This window comes from Pseudomonas sp. NPDC079086, from assembly GCF_044542155.1.
Classification (GTDB): Bacteria; Pseudomonadota; Gammaproteobacteria; order Pseudomonadales; family Pseudomonadaceae; genus Aquipseudomonas.
Map to the genome: position 1 here is coordinate 739,455 of NZ_JBITTY010000001.1, position 18,717 is coordinate 758,171.

The window sequence follows — 18,717 nt, forward strand, 5'->3', positions numbered from 1 at the left end:
ACCAGGGTCACCCAATGCCCATTCGTTATGCGAGAAGTCTGACCGGCCGCACTCGCAGTGCGGCTGCCAACCGGCATCTTGGGTTTACCCTGGCTTTTGTTGCCGGGGCGATCAATGCCGGCGGATTTCTTGCCGTGCAGCAATACACCTCGCACATGACCGGCATTGTCTCGGCAATGGCCGATAACATCGCTCTGGGCGCGTATGAGCTGGTCTGGGGTGGCCTCGGCGCGGTGCTGTCGTTTCTTCTTGGCGCGGCGTGTTCGACGGTGATGATCAATTACTCACGGCGGCGGCATCTGCACAGCGAATACGCCTTGCCGCTGCTGCTTGAGGCCGTGTTGCTGCTGTGTTTTGGCTTTTTGGGCACGGCAATGGCGCAGATTACCGGCCTGTTTGTGCCGCTGACGGTGATGCTGCTGTGTTTCATCATGGGCCTGCAGAACGCGCTGATCACCAAGCTTTCCAACGCCGAAATCCGCACCACGCATATCACCGGGATCATCACTGACATCGGCATCGAGCTGGGCAAGCTGTTCTATTGGAATCGCACGCGCGGGCCTGAAATAGCCCGGGTGATGGCCGACCGTCAGCGGTTGCGGGTGCTCAGCTTGTTAGCGCTGTACTTCTTCCTCGGTGGGGTGATCGGCGCACTGGGTTTCAGCTACCTGGGGTACATCGCCACCGTGCCGCTGGCCTTGCTGCTGGTGTTGCTGGCCTGCGTGCCGGCGCTGGATGACCTGCTGTTACTCGCACGGAGGGCGCTACGTCGCTGAAGTCGATCGGTTGGTTACGCTCAAGCGTCTGACGACCTGAACAGATGGCGATGCTCGGCGTTATACAGCGCCGAGTCGGCGAACTGTTCGGCGTGCAGCACGCGGCCGACGAGGATCAGTGCAGTACGGCGAAAGCCCTTGGCGCGCACCTGCTCCTCGATGGTGGCGAGGGTGCCACTGACCCAATCCTGATCCGGCCAGCTGGCCCGGTGCACCACAGCAATCGGACAGTCCGCGCCGTAGTGCGGCAGCAACTCAGTGACTATCTTGCTCAGATGTACCACGCCGAGGTGAATGGCCATGGTCGCGCCGTGGCGCGCCAGATCACTCAGCTGCTCACCCGCCGGCATCTCCGACTTGCTCGCATAGCGAGTGAGAATCAGCGTCTGTGCCACCTCGGGCAGGGTCAGTTCGCTTTCCAGCAGGGCGGCGCAAGCAGCGGTCGCAGTGACGCCGGGAATGATCTGGAAAGGAATTTCCAGCCGACGCAGGTGGCGGATCTGTTCGCCAATCGCGCCATACAGCGACGGGTCGCCGGAATGCACGCGGGCCACGTCCTGGCCTTTGCCGTGCGCCTGGGCAATCAGCTCGATAATTTCATCCAGGTGCAGTTCAGCGGTGTTCACCACCTGCTCAGCGCTATGGCCTTCCAACACCGCTGCCGGTACCAGCGAGCCGGCGTAGAGAATCACCGGGCAGCTGCGCAGCAGGCGCTGGCCCTTTACGGTGATCAGCTCGGGGTCGCCGGGGCCGGCACCGATAAAGTAGACGGTCATGACAAATCCTTGGGTGCAATCGACGCCAGCGCGCAGGTGGCACTGGCATTACGGGTTTTGCCGCCGAGCAGGCGGACAGGTTGGCCGCCCAGGCGTTCGGCCAGCGCCTGGGCGCAGGGTTCGGCGACGGCCGGGCTGCCGGTGACGGCCAGAGTAAGTGCGCAAGCTTGAACGAGGTTTTGATAGGGCAGCAGCTCTTCAGGGCTGAAACAGATCAGCTGCAGGCCGAGATGTTCGGCCAGCGCCTGCAGGCCCGGTTCGTCACGCTTGTGCGTGATGCTCGCCAGCCCCGCCAAGTTATCCACATTAAGACCATGCGCCTGCAAACTGTGCAGCAGCAGGCTGAGCAAATCTTCCACACTGCAGCCGCTGCGACAGCCCAGCCCAGCGACTACCTGAATGGCGGCAGCGGGGCGGCTAGGGGCGTTACTGGGGATCATCTGCGGTGCTCGATGTGTGCGGCGGCGTAGCTCACCATGGCGGCCGGCAGTGGTCAACTGCGATTGACCGGCCGCCGTGGCCTGCGTAGCCTTGGCGCGTTCGAGGTTCTTCGCGGCTCTGCCGCTGAAGCTAAGAGGGAACAAGGTGAATGCCTTGGCTGCCCCCGCAACTGTAAACGACTCGTCCCCTTGCGTTGTTCTGCCGCCCAAGCGCTGCAGCACAACAGCCACTGCGTAAACGCGGGAAGGCGAAGGGGGTAGCCGGCGTATCTACGCCAGCCCGGTCGTGAGCCAGGAGACCTGCCTCGTCACGTTTTCGACAACCGGGCGGGGTGATCCGGTGGTGTTGGCTGACGCCCCGTGGCTGTCATGTCTGTGCCGCCTCCTGCTCGTCTTTCTTTCGACGCTATGCAGGACTCGCCATGAAAACCCTCGGCAAACTTCCCGTCACCATCGTTACCGGCTTTCTCGGCGCCGGTAAAACCACCTTGCTCCGGCATATGCTTGGCCACGCTGACGGGCGGCGCATTGCGGTGATCGTCAATGAATTCGGCGAGCTGGGCATCGACGGAGAAATCCTCAAACAGTGCTCCATCGGTTGTAGCGAAGAAGAAGCCAACGGCCGCGTCTTTGAGCTGGCCAACGGTTGCCTGTGTTGCACCGTGCAAGAAGAGTTCTTCCCGGTGATGCGCGAGTTAGTGGCGCGCCGTGGCGAACTCGACCATATCCTTATCGAAACCTCCGGTCTGGCCCTGCCCAAGCCGCTGGTGCAGGCCTTTAACTGGCCGGAAATTCGCAACGCCTGCACGGTGGATGCAGTGATCACTGTGGTCGATAGCCCAGCTGTGGCCGCTGGTACTTTCGCTGCCTTCCCTGACCAGGTCGATCAGCAGCGCAAGCTTGATCCGAATCTCGACCATGAATCGCCGCTGCACGAGCTGTTCGCGGATCAGCTGGCCAGCGCTGATCTGGTGATCCTCAATAAAGCCGACCTGCTCGACGCCGCCACCCTGGCGGCGGTGCGCGCCGAAGTGGCGGAAGAGCTGCCGCCAGCGGTGAAAATTATCGAAGCCCACGGCGGCGAACTGCCGCTGGACGTACTGCTGGGCCTCAACTGCGAAACCGAGCTGCACATCGATGCGCGCAAAACCCACCATGACCTGGAAGGGCATGAAGAGCACGATCACGACGAATTCGACTCGTTCCACGTGGAACTACCGGAGGCCGAGGAAGCGCGTTTGCTGGGCGCACTGAAGGACGTGGTCAGCAAACACGGCATTCTGCGCATCAAGGGTTTCGCGGCGATTCCCGGCAAGCCGATGCGTCTGCTGCTGCAAGGCGTTGGCCAGCGCTTCGACAAACACTTCGACCGCGCCTGGCAGGCTGACGAAGTGCGGGTCAGCCGCTTGATCGTGATCGGTCAGCAGCTTGATCAGGCTGTCATCAGCGCTGAATTGCAGGCGGCATTGGCGAACTAAGCCCCCATGCATCTAATCCGCACCCAGCCCGGCAGCCAAGTACCGGTCGACAGCATCGCCGACCTCGGCCAGACACCGGCCGAGCTGGTGATTCTCTGCACCGGCGATTCGCAGCTGTCGTTACTGGCCGAGGTGGCGCGGCAGTTACCCGAGGATTACCCGAGCCTGCGCCTAGCCAGTCCGGCGCAGTTGAGTAATCACGCCTCGGTGGACCTCTACGTCGAGCAGGTGCTGCAGCATGCCAAGGTCATCCTGATTGCCGTGCACGGCGGCGTCAGTTACTGGCGCTACGGTATTGAGCGTTTGGTTGAGCTGGCCGAGCGCGGTGCGCGGGTGATCATGGTGCCCGGCTGCGACAACCCTGACCCCGAGCTGATGGGCTTGAGCACTGTGCCGCAGGCTGAGGCCGAGCGGCTTTGGCAGTTCCTCCGTCAGGGCGGCGCGCAGAATGCGCGGCAGCTGTTTAACTGCATCGCCAGCCAGTGGCTGCAGCGTGACTATGTCTGGGGCGAGCCGCAGCCGTTGCCGCGCGTGGGCCTCTATCACCCGCAGCAGGCCAGCGCGGTTTTGGCCGACTGGCAGGCTAATTGGCAAGCGACTGCGCCGGTGGTGGCGCTGCTGTTTTATCGCACCCAAGTGCAGGCGGCGAACACCGGCTTTATCGATGTGTTCTGTCAGCGCCTGCAGGCTCAAGGCCTCAACCCGCTGCCGATTGCCGTGGCCAGCCTCAAGGAGGCCGCCTGCCTGGCCCAGGTCGAAACCTGGCTGGACGACACCGGCACGGCGCTGATCATCAACACCACCGCCTTCGCCTTGTCCAACCCGGAAGCACCGAGCGAGCGACCTTTCCGCCGCGATATCCCGGTACTGCAAGCCATTTGCTCGCTGGATAACCATGAGCAATGGCAAGCCAGCGCCCAAGGCCTGGGTTCGCGCGACCTGGCTATGCATGTCGTGTTGCCCGAGCTGGATGGCCGCCTGATTACCCAGCCGATCAGCTTCAAGGGCCTGGCCTGGCGCAGTGAGCGCAGCCAGAGCGATGTGGTGTGTTATCAGCCGCATTTAGCCGGGATGGATTTTGTCGCTGAGCTGGCGCGCAACTGGATCGCCCTGGCCGACAAGGCCAACGCCGACAAACGCATCGCCCTGGTGCTGGCCAACTACCCGACCCGCGATGGGCGCATCGGCAACGGCGTCGGTCTGGACACCCCGGCGGCGGCGCTGAATATCCTCCGTGCACTCGAACAGCAGGGCTATCCGGTGGAGGGCTTGCCCGACAGCGGCACCGCGCTGATCCACCAGCTGCTCGGCGGCGTGACCAATGATCTGGAGATGCTCGACGCACGACCCTGCGCGCAGAGCCTGGCGCTGGAGGACTATCTGGCGTTTTTCCACAGCCTGCCGGCGGCCAACCAGCAGGCGGTGCGTGAACGCTGGGGCGAGCCGCAGAGTGATCCGATGTTCCGAGGCGGGCGGCTGATGATTGCCGGCCTGCGTTTCGGCCTAGCCTTTGTCGGCATCCAGCCGGCGCGCGGTTATCAGCTGGATGTGGCGGCGGTGTATCACGATCCCGATCTGGTGCCGCCGCACGGTTATCTGGCGTTCTACTGCTGGCTACGCCGGGCCTTTGCTTGCGACGCGGTGATCCACGTCGGCAAGCACGGCAATCTGGAATGGCTGCCGGGCAAGAGTGTCGGCCTGTCTGAGCAGTGCTGGCCGAGCGCGATTCTCGGCCCGCTGCCGAATATCTACCCGTTTATCGTCAACGATCCGGGCGAGGGCGCGCAGGCCAAGCGGCGCACCCAGGCGGTGATCATCGACCACCTGATGCCGCCGCTGACGCGCGCCGAAAGCTACGGCCCGCTGCGTGATCTGGAACGTCTGGCCGACGAGTATTACGAGGCCAGCCAGCTCGACCTGCGCCGCGCCGCCGAGCTGCGTGGCGAGATTCTGCTCAAGGTGCGCGAGGCCAGCCTGGATCGCGAACTGGGCCTGCAACTCAACGAAGACCCCAACAGCTGGCTGCCGCAGCTCGACGCTTATTTGTGCGACTTGAAGGAGTCGCAAATCCGCGATGGCCTGCATGTATTTGGCGAATCACCGGCCGGCAGCCTGCGCCGCGATACCCTGCTGGCGCTGCTGCGCATTCCCCGTGGCGACGGCCAGGGCGGCAATGCCAGCCTGCTGCGCGCCTTGGCCAGCGATCTGCAATTGGCCTTCGACCCGCTCGACTGCGACATGGCCGCGCCTTGGCAAGGCCCGCGTCCGGCGCTGTTGGCAGGGTTAAGCGATGAGGCCTGGCGCAGCGCCGGCGATACCCGCGAGCGTTTGGAATTGCTGGCGCTGCGCCTGATCGATAGCACAGATTGCGAAGCCGTGGGTGCGCTCAGTAGCCAGGTACTGCAGCGTTTGCGTGAGCAGATTGCGCCACTGCTGGATGCCTGCGGCGCTGCTGAGATGCACGGCCTGTTGTCGGCTCTGGATGGGCGCTTCGTCCCGGCCGGGCCGAGTGGCGCGCCGAGTCGCGGGCGTCTGGATGTGCTGCCCACTGGGCGCAATTTCTACAGCGTTGATGTGCGCAACCTGCCCACGCCGACGGCTTGGCGCATCGGCGTGCAAGCGGCGGATCGTCTGCTTGAACGGCATTTGCAGGATCACGGCGACCACCTGCGCCAACTCGGCCTGTCGATGTGGGGCACGGCGACCATGCGCACCGGCGGTGATGACATGGCTCAAGCGCTGGCCCTAATGGGCGTGCGCCCGGTGTGGCAGGCCGGCAGCCAGCGCGTTGAACGCTTCGAAGTGCTGCCATTGACGCAACTCGGCCGCCCGCGCGTGGACGTGACCTTGCGCGTGTCCGGCTTCTTCCGCGATGCCTTTAGTAACCTGATTCGCCTGTTCGATGATGCCGTGCAGGCGGTGGTCGATCTCGATGAGCCAGAGGACATGAACCCGCTGTCGGTCCGGGTTTGGCGTGAATCCCTGACTCTGCAGGACAGCGGCCTGGACGAAGTCGAGGCGCGTAAGCAAGCCGGCTGGCGAGTGTTCGGCTCCAAGCCGGGGGCTTATGGCGCGGGCGTGCAGAACGCCATCGACGAGCGCTTGTGGCAAACCCGCGAGGACCTCGCCGAGGTCTACCTGAACTGGGGCGGCTACGCCTACGGCAAACACAGTGAAGGCACCCCGGCGCGGGCGCAGTTCGCCGAGCGCCTGGAGCAGATGCAGGCGGTGCTGCACAACCAGGACAACCGCGAGCACGACATCCTCGACTCCAACGACTACTACCAGTTCCAGGGCGGAATGCTGGCGGCGGTGGAAACCCTGCGCGGGGCCAAGGTGGCCAGCTACCACGGCGACAACAGCCAGCCGGATACGCCGCGCATCCGCACCCTGAAGGAAGAGCTCAACCGCGTGGTGCGCGCCCGTGCGGCCAACCCCAAGTGGATCGAGGGTATGAAGCGCCACGGCTACAAGGGTGCGTTCGAGCTGGCCGCGACCATCGACTACCTGTTCGCCTTCGACGCCACCAGCGAACTGGTCGACGACCACCAATACGCGCTGCTCACCGACGCCTATTTGCTCGACAAAAGTACCCGCGACTTTATCCAGCAACACAACCCCGGCGCCCTGCAAGACATCATCGAACGCCTGCTCGAAGCACAGCAGCGCGGCCTCTGGCAGGCGCCGGGCGAGTACCGTGATGTGCTGGAAAATCTGCTGATTGATAGCGAAGAATCGTAGGGTGGATGGCGCTTTATCCATCCACCAAAACACCGTCATGGTGGACGAGAAAAGCGTCGTCCACCCTACGCAAACTTGATGGACTGCAACCATGACCGATAGCCACTTCCCCCTCGCTGCCGTGGTCGCCGCCGATGACCTGAAACTGGCGCTGTGCCTGGCGGCCATTGATCCGGCGATTGGCGGCGTGCTGATCGAAGGGCCGCGCGGCATGGCCAAATCGACCCTGGCCCGTGGCCTGGCCGATCTGCTGGCCAGCGGCACCTTTGTCACCCTGCCGCTGGGCGCGAGCGAGGAGCGCATCGTCGGCACCCTAGATCTCGACGCCGCGCTGGGCGAGGGTCGCGCGCAGTTTTCCCCCGGTCTGTTGGCCAAGGCCCATGGCGGCGTGCTGTATGTCGATGAGGTCAATCTGCTGCCCGATCATCTGGTCGATCTGCTGCTGGATGCCGCCGCCAGCGGGGTCAACCATATCGAGCGCGACGGTATCTCCCATCGGCATGCCGCGCGTTTTGTGCTGATCGGCACCATGAACGGCGAGGAGGGCGAGTTGCGCCCGCAACTGCTCGATCGCTTCGGCCTTAACCTGGCCCTGGATGCACAGCCGCAACCGGCGCAGCGTGCCGAAATTGTCCGCCGCCGACTAGCTTTCGATGCTGACCCGCAGGCTTTTCTGCAGCGCTGGCAGACGCAGCAGAATCAACTGCGCGAACGCTGCCAGAGCGCCCGTGTGCGATTGGCGGCGATTCCTCTGGATGACGCCGCCCTAGAGCAAATCAGCCAGCGTTGTTTTGCTGCTGCGGTCGATGGTTTGCGTGCTGATCTGGTCTGGCTACGCGCTGCTCGGGCGCATGCCGCCTGGCGTGGCGTCGAGCAGATTGCCGCTGAGGATATCGATGCAGTGGCAGACTTCGTTTTGCGTCACCGTCGCCGGCAGAACCAACCGCCAGCCGCGCAACCGCCACACTCTCAGCCCGAATCTCAGCCAAACAACAGCGTACCCAGCGAACAGCCACAAGCACCGCTAGGCGAAGGACAGTGGGGCGAATTACCTGCCCAAGTGCAAAGCGCAGGCGTAAGGCGTGAACCGCCACGCTGGACAAAAAAGCCCTAAGCATCCGCCCGCGCACAGCCCCAGGCGCGGATGCCCGGGCCGCTCCCGGCAAATTAGGCGGTGGTCGTAACGGTGCGAGTCGCAGTGGCGCGGCGGGCCGTATCGACTGGCCGGCGAGTCTGCTTAAAGGTCGCCCGCGTAGCCGACAGGATCTCGTCCTGCGCCCGCGCAGCGCCGCGCCTGCGGATCTCTGGCTGGTGATCGTCGATGCCTCGGCCTCGACCCGCCGGCATGGCGCGCTGAGCAAAGCCAAAGGCCTGCTCAGCGAAGTCTTCGAGCAGGCCCGCCGCCAGCGCGCGCGCCTGGCTTTATTGCACGCCACCGGCCGCCAGGCGCAATGGTTGTGGCAGGGGCAGAAAGCCTCTCAGGCCTTGCAGCAGTGGCTAAGCGAGCTGGGTGCCGGCGGTGGCACGCCGTTGCTCGCGGCAGTGCAGCAGGCCGCTGACTGGCAGGCGCGGCGTCAGCGGTTACACCCGGGCGAAACGCAGCGGTTGTTGATCATCACCGATGGCCGTCTGCGCGACTGGCCGGTGTTAGCGCCAAGTGCCTGCCCGGCGCTGCTGGTGGATATCGAAAGCGCGCCGATCCGCCTCGGCCGCGCGCGCCAACTGGCCGCTGAGCTGGGCGCAGACTACCGACATATCGATTCGCTGCCGACACTGGCCGGCAGCCTGGAGACAACCCCATGAAAACCCTTCTGATAATCGGCATCGGTGCCGGCGACCCGGACTACCTGACCGTGCAGGCGATCAACGCGCTGAACCGCACGGATGTGTTCTTCCTGATGGACAAAGGCAGCGCCAAAGACAGCCTGATCGGCCTGCGCAAAACCATCTGCGAACGCTTTATCCAGGGCCGCGACTACCGCTTTGTCAGCGCCGACTGCCCGGAGCGGGTGCGCGATGTGCCGGACTATCACGGCAGTGTGGTCGATCTGAATCAGGACAAGCAGCAGGTGTTCGAGGGCATGATCCGCGAGCAGATGAGTGATGGCGAAACCGGGGCATTTCTGGTCTGGGGCGATCCGGCGCTGTACGACAGCACCCTGCGCATCGTCGAGCAGATCGTCGCCAAAAGCAGCGAGCAGATTGAGTACGAGGTGATCCCCGGCATCACCAGCCTGCAAGCCCTGGCGGCTAAGCATAAGGTCTGCTTTAACAGCATCGGCCAGGCCTTCCAGATCACCCCGGCGCGCCGCCTGGCTGAAGGCGGCTTTCCCGAAGGCGTGGACAGCGTACTGGTCATGCTCGACGCCCAGGACACCTACCAGCGCTTTGTCGACCAAACCATGCACATCTACTGGGGCGCCTATATCGGCACCCCGGACGAAGTGCTGATCGCTGGGCCGCTGAGTGAAGTCGCCGACACCATCCGCACTCGCCGTGCAGAGCTGCGTGAGCAGCATGGGTGGATTATGGATAGCTATCTGCTGCGCAAGAACGCTTCGTAGGGTGAATGACGCTTTATCCATCCACCATCGGCATGACCCTAAGGTGGACAAACAAAGCATTGTCCACCCTACTTGCTATGTAACAAGAGCGCTTGATATTGACGGGCGACAAGAGGACAGCTCGTCACTATTAGTTATCCAGAGTGCTTGATTATTATATTTATAATTTTATATTAAGTTTTTTCTTATAAATATCTAGTCGGCTCTCTGCTCGATCTATAAATTGTTGGTAAAAGAGAACTTCAGAATATAGCTCTCCGTACTGCCTTCCTGTTGCAGGGTCATGTATTCTGTCTGTATTGAAATAACCTGAACCACTTGGGAATTTCGTATAAACAGGCGGCATCCGAGACTCATCCATGCAGTCACCAATCAAATACCCATAGAATTTCTTGATTTTACCATCTGATTTTGCAGCTAGTAATCTAGCGTATTGAACTAGATCGGGTATGTGTTCTTGTAACTCAACATTTGGTGCTTTAAATTCAATTATTATTGCGGCGCCTTCTTGATTAAATATTGCTATATCGGGGCGCTTTAGGCGATGCTCTGTATTGTTCTTCTGAAATAAAGCTTCTAGGCTTGAGTCAACGTCCGACGCAAAAATCTTTTCATTTTCGTTCCATGGAAGTGTTGAGAGAGCTTTGTCGGAGGCAATATGCTCGAAGTAATGATACTCCTCATTAAGAATCCAAATATCATGGTCTATTGAGTCACTGCTATCTTTCCCTGTAGGAAAAAACACGTTGTGAATTATTTTTTCATCATCTCGCCGTGCAGTATTATCATCTTGGCAAGATAGCATCATGGAAACGGCGCGTTTTAAAACTTCAAGCATGGAAGATCGACGCACTACTAGCTGCGACAGGTTGGCCATATCCATTTTTTTAATCGTACTGGTGTATTTCCATGAAAGCTCGTTGACTTTTTCTCTAAAGTCTTGAGTTCTAGGGTCAAGCTCTAAAAGCTGTTGCTTAATGTCAAAAATATCAGATGTTTCATTTACTATTTCTTCCTGATATTTTTTTAAAACACGTTTTGCTATGTTGGCTTCAGTGTCGCTGTAATGTACCTTGATATTTACCGCCTCTAGCATTGATCGGGATATACCAAATCTTTCTTGGGTTGAGGCTAGCAATTTGTCTTTATCAAAATCTTTAGGGGTTAGGATCCCGTACACATAATCCTCTAGGGATTCAATAATATCTTGAAGCGATACATCCCCATTAATGTCGCTACTCTGGCTGCACTCTTTAGGAATAGTGAATCCGTCGCGTTGGACATTTACTCTGTCTTCAAGATAATCACTTTCTATTAAAATTAATTCAAAGAATCCATCTATTGGCTTTTTTCTATCTTGCTGTTTTCTTATATATTGCCTTGTAAGGGAATAAACTATTGCTGCGTTAGCGCACAGAGCTACCTCATGTTGGGAACTTTTAAAGTTCTCGCTGGGTAGGGAGTATCGTGTGACCGTTAATGATGGAGAAACTTGTCCGCTCTGGTTTCCGTGGGAGCAAATAAGAGGAATCACTACCGTTTCAATTGGATTAGGTAGGTCATCAGACTCTATGATGATTTCCTCAAAGTGCTCTCCTTCTTTTTCCGCAATAGAGATTGAGAATTTCCCTATTATGTTTTTCAACACTATGAACCTTTGGAGAAAGGCAGAATATAAAAAAGAATGAATTGCATGTGCCGAAAACTCAGTCCTTACATTTCCGTAATGTAGTCGATCACTAAGCGACTCTCTGCGTATCTCTTGTAGAGTTACAACTGTTTTAATTCCCTCATTAATCTCATCTGTGCTTTTGAAATTAGATTCTGATATCTCTCTTGTATCCGCATGTACGTCTAGTGTCCGGCGCTTATAAGTAACGCCATTTGTGTAGGCGCTGTCAATTTTCATTTTGTTAAAGTAGTGAAAGTATTGAATGCGGCCTGCGCCCTTGCACTTTCCTATGCCTTGTATTTTTAAATAGTCTTTATAAGTCGAATCTCTTGTGACAAAAGCTTTAACTTGCTCATCACCAAATCCAGCGCCATTATCTGTACAAAATACAGCCAGATCATATGCGTCATTATCAATCAGAGAGGCAGGGAAGAAATCTACAACAATTGATGCAGTAAATTGAGGAGTGTTAGGCTCTGAGTTTCTACGAATTAGATAAGAATCTATAGCGTTCGATAAAAGCTCCTCAATAACAACATATTGATTGGAGCTTATTTCAGTATTTTTTAGTCCGCCTTTAACGTCCAGAGTCATGATTCTTCCTTACTAGCCTTTACTCTAAGGATTACTTTTTAAGCTCGATTTTTCATAGCTTAGGCTGTATCAATTGGGTCTATTATGTCGAGCAATTTATCAAGAGCGGCTTGGTGCAGTTACCCCTCAAAGTGGGCTATGGCGAGCATTTCCAGCTTGTAGGATGGGTTGAGCGCAGCGATACCTATGCTGCGCCTGCCCACCATCAGTGAACCGTCAAAACTCTCAATGGGTATCGCAGGCTCAACCTGCGCTGCCCGCTCCATCCTACAAGTGCGCGGCAGCCGCTAACGTGGCAGGTCTGGTTAAGCGAGAAAACCGAAGCCGCGCAGGCTTCGGCTTTTGTGGTTACTGGCAGTCAAAACCGTGCTGGCTGCGGTAGTACTCCACCTGTTCGGGTGGCATGTCTTTAAACAGCGCACAGATGGTAAAGCTGCCGACCTGGCGGCCGTTTTTCAGGTAGCCCCAGTCGGTGATCTGTTCGCGGGTAAAGCGCAGTTGCTGGCCCCAGGTCACGCTTTTGACGATGCGTGGCTCGTTGGCCACGGTGCCGATAAAACCCTGCTCAACCGCGCGGAAGGGCGTGACCCAGAAAGTTTCTATGCCGTTGCTGTCTTCGGCCATGACCTGCACTTTGAAGTCACGGGTATTGGCGGGCGGTCTGGCGGCCAGTGCCAGGAACTTGGTCAGGCCAGCCTGGGCCTGGCGCACGGCAGCTGAGACGGCCGGGTTCTGCCGGTCAGCGGTGACCACTTCATTGGTGTCGCGCGCGCTGGCGTGGAATGTAGCCAGGCCCAGTGCGAGCAGAGGAGCGATAAGGAAGGGGCGCATGCTGATTCCTTTCGTTAGTAGCTTGCCTGCTGTTCTGTGGCTTCCAGCTCTAAGTCCGGGCATTGAGCGGTTTCATCGATCATTTGCCGCTTGCCCCAGTTTTCCAGGCGGGTGTACCAAGGTAAATCACTGTCATCCAGTCGCTCCTTGGCCTCTTCACTGCCGTTGCTGGCGGCCAGTTCCAGCCACAGTCGCTGTTGGTCGCGATTGACCGTTACGCCACTGCCGGTGCTGTAGGCCTCGCTGAGGCTGAATTGCGCGGGGGCATGGTTGCTTTGCGCGGCTTTGCAAATCCAGTAAAGCGCTTTGCTGTCGTCGCTGCTGAAGTGCATGGCGCGCTCATCGCCGCTGGCGGCAAACTCCACACCGCTATCACGGCTCCAGTACAGCTCACCCAGCAGGTATTGGCTTTGGATGTCGCCCTGGTCGGCCGCTTGTTCAAACCAGTGCATGGCTTGGTAGCGCTCATCCTGATCACCGGGGTTGTCCAGATAGTCGATGCCCAGTTCAACCTGAGCCTGGGTAAAACCCTGCTCGGCTGCCTGGTTCAGCCAGCGTTTGCGCTCGGAGTCGTCACCCGGTAGGAGTTTGTCGCGGTAGAGCATGGCAATTTCAAATGCCGCGCGGCTGACCCCTTGCTCGGCGGCTTTGGCGTACCAGCGTTCACTCTCGGCGTAGCGCTGCTGGGTGTAAAACTGGTAGCCCATATTGAACTGGGCGCAGGCATCGCCGGCATGCGCCCGCTGGGCATGGTCCAGGATGTTGGCTTCGTCTGATTGATCAAGCGTCACCGGGCATTGCTTGATCGCCGCCTGACTGGTGAGTGTGCAGAGCAACAGGGCGCTGGCGAACAGTGTGGCGGTAAGCCGGAGGGTACGTAGCATGCCAATCATCCTTGATGAGATAACCCGAGCCTGATGCGTCCGGGGCTGATAAACAGTGACGGTAACCTTAGTGACTCATCGTTAAACAAGACAAGGTATGCCTGCCCAGGCTGTCGATTAATCGTCTTTTTGCAGGACTGTCGAGCGCCGTGGTACCGGTCTATATCTGTGGATAACTGCGCGGCGTATAAACCCACTCGCCACCCTCGGCACGGGGGAAACGGCAGGTTTGGCTGGAGCCGATGATTACCAAAGTGCGCATATCGACCATTTCTGGCGTTAGTTCACCTAGGGTGAGGGTGCGCAGGGTTTCGCCGGGGCGACCGATATCGCGGCCGAGCACCACCAGGGTTTCTGGCGTGCGTTGTTGGCGGATGATCTCCAGCGCACTGCCGAGCTGCCAGGGGCGGGCTTTGGAGATGGGGTTGTAGAAGGCCATCACCAGGTCGGCGGCGGCGGCATGCGCCAGGCGCTTTTCGATAATCGCCCAGGGTTTGAGGTTGTCCGACAGGGAGATCAGACAGAAGTCGTGGCCCAGCGGCGCGCCGGCCTTGGCGGCGGTGGCCAGCGCAGCGGAGACGCCGGGGAATACCTGTAGATCGACGCGCTGCCATTCGGCGTTGGTCGATGCATGCAGGGCTTCCAGCACGGCGGCGGCCATGGCGAATACGCCGGGGTCGCCGGACGACACTACTACTACCCGGCGACCGCTGGCGGCCAGCTCGAAGGCATGCCTGGCGCGATGCATTTCTTCGCGGTTATCGGTGCAGTGGCGCACCTGCTCCGGGCGCAGCGGGCCGGCCATATTGATATAGGTTTCGTAGCCGAGCAGGTCCTGCGCTTCATCCAGCGCCTGGCGCGCGGCGGGCACCATAAATTCAGCAGCACCGGGGCCGAGGCCGATCACGGTCAGGCGGCCACGGGGGCGGCCGAGTTGCGTCGCATCGATCGGCGCAGCGGCCAGCAGCAGACGCAGGTTGGCGTGCTGGCTGTGCAGCGGCGGCAATTGCGTAGCGTCGTCGATAAAGCGTAGCGGCAGGTTGAGCTGCGTGGCGGCGGCGTGCAGCTCGGTTTTGGCCATCAACTCAGGTGCGGCCAGCAGGCAGGCCAGGCTTTGCGCGGCCAGGTTGCTGGCGTGCAGCGCCTGTTGCAGTTCGCTGAGTACGTCGGTGCTGGCGCGTTCGACCCACACAGCCACTTGTTGTGGGTGAATCAATAGCTCATCAACGTTGGCGGCGCGGTTGTGTGGGCTGATATGGATCACCCGATTGGCGCTGTTATCCACCGGCAGTTTGGCCTGGGCCAGCCAGGGCGCGTCGCCTTCAATACGCACGGCCTGACCGCCGAGCAAATCGCTGACAAAGCCTTTGCCCTGTTCGAGGTCGGCCAGTTTATAGCCAGCCGGCGGTTCCAGCAGGCAGGTGCCGAAACGCAGTTCGCCGCTGGTGGTGATTGCCGCACTGACCTCCAGGTGCGCAGCAACTTCGCGCGCCATCCGGTTGACCCCGCCCAGTCCGCCGAGCAGCGGCACTACGGCGCTGCCATCTTCGGCCATGGCCAGCACCGGCGGCTCGCGGTCTTTCTCGCCGAGCACGGCGGCCAGGCTGCGAATCACGATACCGGCGGCGCACAGGGCGATGATCGGCGTACTGGCGCGGTACAGCGCGCGCAGGGTATCGCCGAAGTCTTCATACAGCCGCTCGACATCCGCCACTCGACCGCTCAGGCCGTGAATCTGCGCCTGTGGATAAAGCACCTGGATACGCCGCGCGCAAGGCAGGGCGGAGGGGCCGAGAATGATGATGGCGGGAGCGGCGGTCATAAGGTGTTCCGTGGTTGGCGTAGGAGCGGCCTTGGCCGCGATCAGTGGGTAGGGTGGATGACGCTTTTTCATCCACCATCGCAATTGGTGGATGGGTGAAGCGTCATCCACCCTACGGTTTTCACCTCGGGATCAACCGCGCCATTTTTCGCCGGGGATCACGATCATCGAGAAGTACGGCGAGGACATCGGCTCTACTTCATCCAGCGGTACGATTCGCTGGTTGCCCATGGTCGCGCGTTCGACGTAATGGGCACGCTGGTCGATACCCAGCTCCTGCAGCACGCGGCGGACTTTCTCGAAGTTGCGCCCCAGCTTCATGATCACGGCGGCTTCGGCGCTGTGCAGGCGCTGCTTGAGTTCGTCTTCGGGCAGCACGCCGGAAAGCACGCTCAAGCTCTGATTGCGGTACACCAGCGGGGTGCCGAGCACCGAGGCGCAGCCGAGCATGGAGCACACGCCGGGCACCACTTCCACGTCGTACTGGCCGGCCAGGCGGTCGTGCAGGTACATGTAGGAGCCGTAGAAGAACGGGTCGCCTTCGCAGATCACTGCCACATCAAAGCCGGCGTCGAGCCGGGCGGCGATCTGCACCGTGCAGGTGTCGTAGAAGTCGCTGATCACATCTTCATAACTCAGCGGCGCGGCGAGCTTTTCCGTGGTCACCGGGTACACCAGCGGCAGTCGCTGCTGGGCGTCGGTGAGGTGCTGTTCGATGATGCCGAAGGCGTTGCCGCCCTGGCCGTTGTTGGCTTTGGCCTTGGCCACAAAGTAGCCGACCACCGCTGCCGATTGCAGCAGGCGCAAGGCCTTGAGGGTGATCAGCTCGGGGTCACCGGGGCCAACACCGATGCCGAGTAGGCGGCCTTTTTGCACACTCATCACTCCACCTCCGTGGCCAGGGCGTTGACCGCCGCCACCGCCATGGCGCTGCCGCCACGTCGACCACGGACTATTACATAAGGCACGCCACGGCTGTCGGCGGCCAGGGCGTCCTTGGATTCCGCCGCGCCGATAAAGCCCACCGGCATGCCGATAATCAACGCCGGTTTTGGCGCGCCGGCGTCGAGCATTTCCAGCAGGTAGAACAGCGCGGTTGGGGCGTTGCCGATCACCACCACGCTGCCTTGCAGATGCTCGCGCCAATGTTCCAATGCGACTGCCGAACGGGTATTACCCAGTGCGCGGGCCTGCTCAATCACGCCGTCGTTTTGCAGGGTGCAGATCACCGGGTTATTGGCGGTCAGGCGCGGGCGGGTGATGCCTTCGGCGACCATCCGCGCATCGCAGAGAATCGGCGCGCCCTTGGCCAGCGCGGCGCGGCCGGCTGCACCGGCCCCGGGGGAGAAGCGCAGGTCCTGCACCACATCGACCATGCCGCAGGCGTGGATAACGCGCACGGCGAGCTTTTCCAGATCAGCCGGTATCGCCGACAGGTCAGCCTCGGCGCGGATGGTGGCGAAGGACTGGCGGTAGATTTCCTGGCCGTCGCGGATGTACTCAAGCATCGCTGTTTCCTGTTGTGCAGTGGGCGGCGAACCAGTCGCCGGCCTCGTCGATCGTTATGGCGCTGGCCAGCATTTGGCCGAAACCGGCCGCCTCGGGCGTGCGTTGATAAAGCTGGTAATGCCCGGCGCTGCTGGCCAGCAGCGTAAAGGGCGCGGTATGCGCGGCGGCGCAGGAGCGCGGGCAGGCGCTGAGATGCACCTGCGGCCGCGCTGTGCTGGCGCGCAGGTGCTTGGCGAGCAGCAAGGCGTCGACTTTGCTGTCGGCTAGGCCCTTGGCGCAGGCGGCTGAGCCGGTGCAGGCGATCAGATTGCTAAGCGGTTCCTGCGCGTCAGTGAGCAGGCCGAGTTCGGCCAGCGCGTGCAGCAGTGTGCCTGCCGAGTGCTCTGGGATATTCGGCAGCAGCAGACCCTGCCAGGGCGTCAGGCGCAGGCTGGCATCGCCGTAGTGCTCAGCCAGCTCGGCCAGGGCGCGCAGCTGCGCGGCGTTGATCCGGCCCAGGCGCGCGCTGGCTGCAATCATGCACAGGCCGGCCTGCTGCTGTGGATAAATGCCGAGTGCTGGATGTGGGTGGATCGAGGTGCGCTGCCAACCGAGTGGGGCCGCTTGCAGGGCGAAGGGCAGTTGCGCCTGTAGCTGTTGCAGCAGCTGGCGGGCTGGAGTCACGGCGAGCAGCTGGCGCATCCGGCTATGTTCGCTTCCGGCCAAGTTGAGAAACAGCCTGAGCAGTAGCTCGATTAGCTGCACGACTTGCTCTGCGTCGATCACACCCAGTGGCTTGTCACTCGGGCAACCGGCCAAGCCAAAGGCCAATCGGGCCGGCGATCCGGGCAGGGCGCTAAGCCAGATATCGTGGGGGTGTTCGAGCATAGTCAGGGCTTCGCCGCCGTCCAGCTGCAGGGCGAACTTGGCCGACAGCCCATGCAGCGTCGGGGTGGTTTGCAGCAGGTCGAGCAATGCGGCGGCCAGCGGGCGGGTGTCGAGCAGGGCGTGCGGATCGAGGCCGGCGGCGGGGCTAAATAGCAGGTTGCGCACATCGTCGGCGGCCGGGTTGCTGGGGCCCAGGCCTGCGGCGAGCAGGCGCTCGATCAACTCGGCTTGCTGGCCGGGCAACACGCCACGAATCTGCAGATTGCTGCGGTTGGTCAGCTCCAGCACACCGCTGGCGCAGTGTTCGGCCGCCTCGGCGATGGCGCGTGCCTGGGAGCTGTTGAGTACGCCGCCGGCCAGCTTGACCCGACAGATGCCACCGTCCAGCGCCGGAACGATACGCAGCAGGCCGGGACACGCGCTAGGACGTGGGTCGGGCAGGTCGGCGGAGGTTGGACGGTTGCGCAAAAAGGGTCACCAGCAACAAAGACGCGGCGACCGAACCAGCGAAATCCGCCCACAGGGGATTTCATGGCATCGGTACACCCCGCCCGATGTTGGCACTCGCGACTAGCGTCGTCGGCAGGTCTCCTGGCTGACAGGTCTTTATCTGCCGCGGCCTTCCCGGTTACCCAGTGGCACAGTTGCGGCAGACTCGCTGTTTACAGTTGCGGGGGCAGCCACGGTTTAACCGTGTTCCCTCTTAGGCCCTATGCACAATGGCGGCGGGCACCGACGAAGGCGCTATTATGCCCGCTTTGTT

At 60.7% G+C, this 18,717-nt stretch carries 15 protein-coding genes and 2 riboswitches; of the genes, 6 read left to right on the forward strand and 9 right to left on the reverse strand.

Annotation, left to right across the window (positions count from 1 at the left end; translation table 11 throughout):
• The first annotated feature begins 14 nt into the window (after positions 1-14).
• Positions 15-776, forward strand: coding sequence for a YoaK family protein (locus tag ACIGEK_RS03580; protein WP_397491974.1), 762 nt, complete (start codon positions 15-17; stop codon positions 774-776).
• 20 nt (positions 777-796) lie between these two features.
• On the opposite strand, the gene cobM is transcribed toward ACIGEK_RS03580, so the two are convergent.
• Positions 797-1,552 (reverse strand): precorrin-4 C(11)-methyltransferase, encoded by a 756-nt coding sequence (cobM, locus tag ACIGEK_RS03585; RefSeq protein ID WP_397491975.1) that lies wholly within the window; start codon positions 1,550-1,552, stop codon positions 797-799.
• Entirely contained in the window at positions 1,549-1,992 is a 444-nt protein-coding gene (locus ACIGEK_RS03590; RefSeq protein ID WP_397491976.1) for a cobalamin biosynthesis protein, read from the reverse strand. Before ACIGEK_RS03590 ends, cobM begins: the two co-directional genes overlap by 4 nt.
• An 86-nt stretch (positions 1,993-2,078) precedes the next feature.
• A riboswitch (cobalamin riboswitch) is annotated at positions 2,079-2,315 on the forward strand.
• Between the two features lie 99 nt (positions 2,316-2,414).
• On the opposite strand from ACIGEK_RS03590, the gene cobW reads away from it, so the two are divergent.
• The 5 genes from cobW to cobF all read left to right on the forward strand — a co-directional run bounded on the left by cobW (position 2,415) and on the right by cobF (position 9,775).
• Positions 2,415-3,470, forward strand: coding sequence for a cobalamin biosynthesis protein CobW (gene cobW / locus ACIGEK_RS03595; RefSeq protein WP_397491977.1), 1,056 nt, complete (start codon positions 2,415-2,417; stop codon positions 3,468-3,470).
• A gap of 6 nt (positions 3,471-3,476) precedes the next feature.
• The gene (gene cobN, locus ACIGEK_RS03600) at positions 3,477-7,211 is read left to right on the forward strand and encodes a cobaltochelatase subunit CobN (RefSeq protein WP_397491978.1); all 3,735 of its coding nucleotides are present in this window, start codon (positions 3,477-3,479) and stop codon (positions 7,209-7,211) included.
• 91 nt (positions 7,212-7,302) lie between these two features.
• Positions 7,303-8,325, forward strand: a complete 1,023-nt coding sequence (locus ACIGEK_RS03605; protein WP_397491979.1) for an ATP-binding protein — start codon at positions 7,303-7,305, stop codon at positions 8,323-8,325.
• A gap of 2 nt (positions 8,326-8,327) precedes the next feature.
• Positions 8,328-9,014, forward strand: coding sequence for a VWA domain-containing protein (locus ACIGEK_RS03610; RefSeq protein WP_397493078.1), 687 nt, complete (start codon positions 8,328-8,330; stop codon positions 9,012-9,014).
• Complete coding sequence (cobF, locus tag ACIGEK_RS03615) at positions 9,011-9,775, forward strand: precorrin-6A synthase (deacetylating) (protein ID WP_397491980.1); 765 nt, start codon at positions 9,011-9,013, stop codon at positions 9,773-9,775. The genes ACIGEK_RS03610 and cobF overlap by 4 nt, the downstream gene beginning before the upstream one ends.
• A gap of 160 nt (positions 9,776-9,935) precedes the next feature.
• On the opposite strand, the gene ACIGEK_RS03620 is transcribed toward cobF, so the two are convergent.
• From ACIGEK_RS03620 to cobG, 7 genes are all read right to left on the reverse strand, one after another.
• Positions 9,936-12,041 (reverse strand): hypothetical protein, encoded by a 2,106-nt coding sequence (locus ACIGEK_RS03620; RefSeq protein ID WP_397491981.1) that lies wholly within the window; start codon positions 12,039-12,041, stop codon positions 9,936-9,938.
• 348 nt (positions 12,042-12,389) lie between these two features.
• On the reverse strand, positions 12,390-12,872 hold the full coding sequence (locus ACIGEK_RS03625) for a YegJ family protein (protein WP_397491982.1): 483 nt from the start codon (positions 12,870-12,872) through the stop codon (positions 12,390-12,392).
• Between the two features lie 14 nt (positions 12,873-12,886).
• Complete coding sequence (locus ACIGEK_RS03630; protein WP_397491983.1) at positions 12,887-13,756, reverse strand: tetratricopeptide repeat protein; 870 nt, start codon at positions 13,754-13,756, stop codon at positions 12,887-12,889.
• Between the two features lie 160 nt (positions 13,757-13,916).
• On the reverse strand, positions 13,917-15,578 hold the full coding sequence (gene cobJ / locus ACIGEK_RS03635; RefSeq protein WP_397491984.1) for a precorrin-3B C(17)-methyltransferase: 1,662 nt from the start codon (positions 15,576-15,578) through the stop codon (positions 13,917-13,919).
• 132 nt (positions 15,579-15,710) lie between these two features.
• Positions 15,711-16,463: a precorrin-2 C(20)-methyltransferase gene (locus tag ACIGEK_RS03640; RefSeq protein ID WP_397491985.1), complete on the reverse strand. Its 753-nt coding sequence runs from the start codon at positions 16,461-16,463 to the stop codon at positions 15,711-15,713.
• Entirely contained in the window at positions 16,460-17,086 is a 627-nt protein-coding gene (locus ACIGEK_RS03645) for a precorrin-8X methylmutase (protein WP_397491986.1), read from the reverse strand. Before ACIGEK_RS03645 ends, ACIGEK_RS03640 begins: the two co-directional genes overlap by 4 nt.
• Entirely contained in the window at positions 17,079-18,422 is a 1,344-nt protein-coding gene (gene cobG / locus ACIGEK_RS03650) for a precorrin-3B synthase (RefSeq protein ID WP_397491987.1), read from the reverse strand. Before cobG ends, ACIGEK_RS03645 begins: the two co-directional genes overlap by 8 nt.
• A gap of 95 nt (positions 18,423-18,517) precedes the next feature.
• A riboswitch (cobalamin riboswitch) is annotated at positions 18,518-18,706 on the reverse strand.
• Between the last annotated feature and the right edge of the window lie 11 nt (positions 18,707-18,717).

What these genes read in the sequence shown, in the direction of transcription:
- cobN (WP_397491978.1), top strand. Translation starts at nt 3,477, where the DNA reads ATGCATCTAATCCGCACCCAGCCCGGCAGCCAAGTACCGGTCGACAGC.
- cobJ (WP_397491984.1), bottom strand. Translation starts at nt 15,578, where the DNA reads ATGACCGCCGCTCCCGCCATCATCATTCTCGGCCCCTCCGCCCTGCCT.
- ACIGEK_RS03620 (WP_397491981.1), bottom strand. Translation starts at nt 12,041, where the DNA reads ATGACTCTGGACGTTAAAGGCGGACTAAAAAATACTGAAATAAGCTCC.
- ACIGEK_RS03630 (WP_397491983.1), bottom strand. Translation starts at nt 13,756, where the DNA reads ATGCTACGTACCCTCCGGCTTACCGCCACACTGTTCGCCAGCGCCCTG.
- cobM (WP_397491975.1), bottom strand. Translation starts at nt 1,552, where the DNA reads ATGACCGTCTACTTTATCGGTGCCGGCCCCGGCGACCCCGAGCTGATC.
- cobF (WP_397491980.1), top strand. Translation starts at nt 9,011, where the DNA reads ATGAAAACCCTTCTGATAATCGGCATCGGTGCCGGCGACCCGGACTAC.
- ACIGEK_RS03590 (WP_397491976.1), bottom strand. Translation starts at nt 1,992, where the DNA reads ATGATCCCCAGTAACGCCCCTAGCCGCCCCGCTGCCGCCATTCAGGTA.
- ACIGEK_RS03580 (WP_397491974.1), top strand. Translation starts at nt 15, where the DNA reads ATGCCCATTCGTTATGCGAGAAGTCTGACCGGCCGCACTCGCAGTGCG.
- ACIGEK_RS03645 (WP_397491986.1), bottom strand. Translation starts at nt 17,086, where the DNA reads ATGCTTGAGTACATCCGCGACGGCCAGGAAATCTACCGCCAGTCCTTC.
- ACIGEK_RS03625 (WP_397491982.1), bottom strand. Translation starts at nt 12,872, where the DNA reads ATGCGCCCCTTCCTTATCGCTCCTCTGCTCGCACTGGGCCTGGCTACA.
- ACIGEK_RS03605 (WP_397491979.1), top strand. Translation starts at nt 7,303, where the DNA reads ATGACCGATAGCCACTTCCCCCTCGCTGCCGTGGTCGCCGCCGATGAC.
- cobW (WP_397491977.1), top strand. Translation starts at nt 2,415, where the DNA reads ATGAAAACCCTCGGCAAACTTCCCGTCACCATCGTTACCGGCTTTCTC.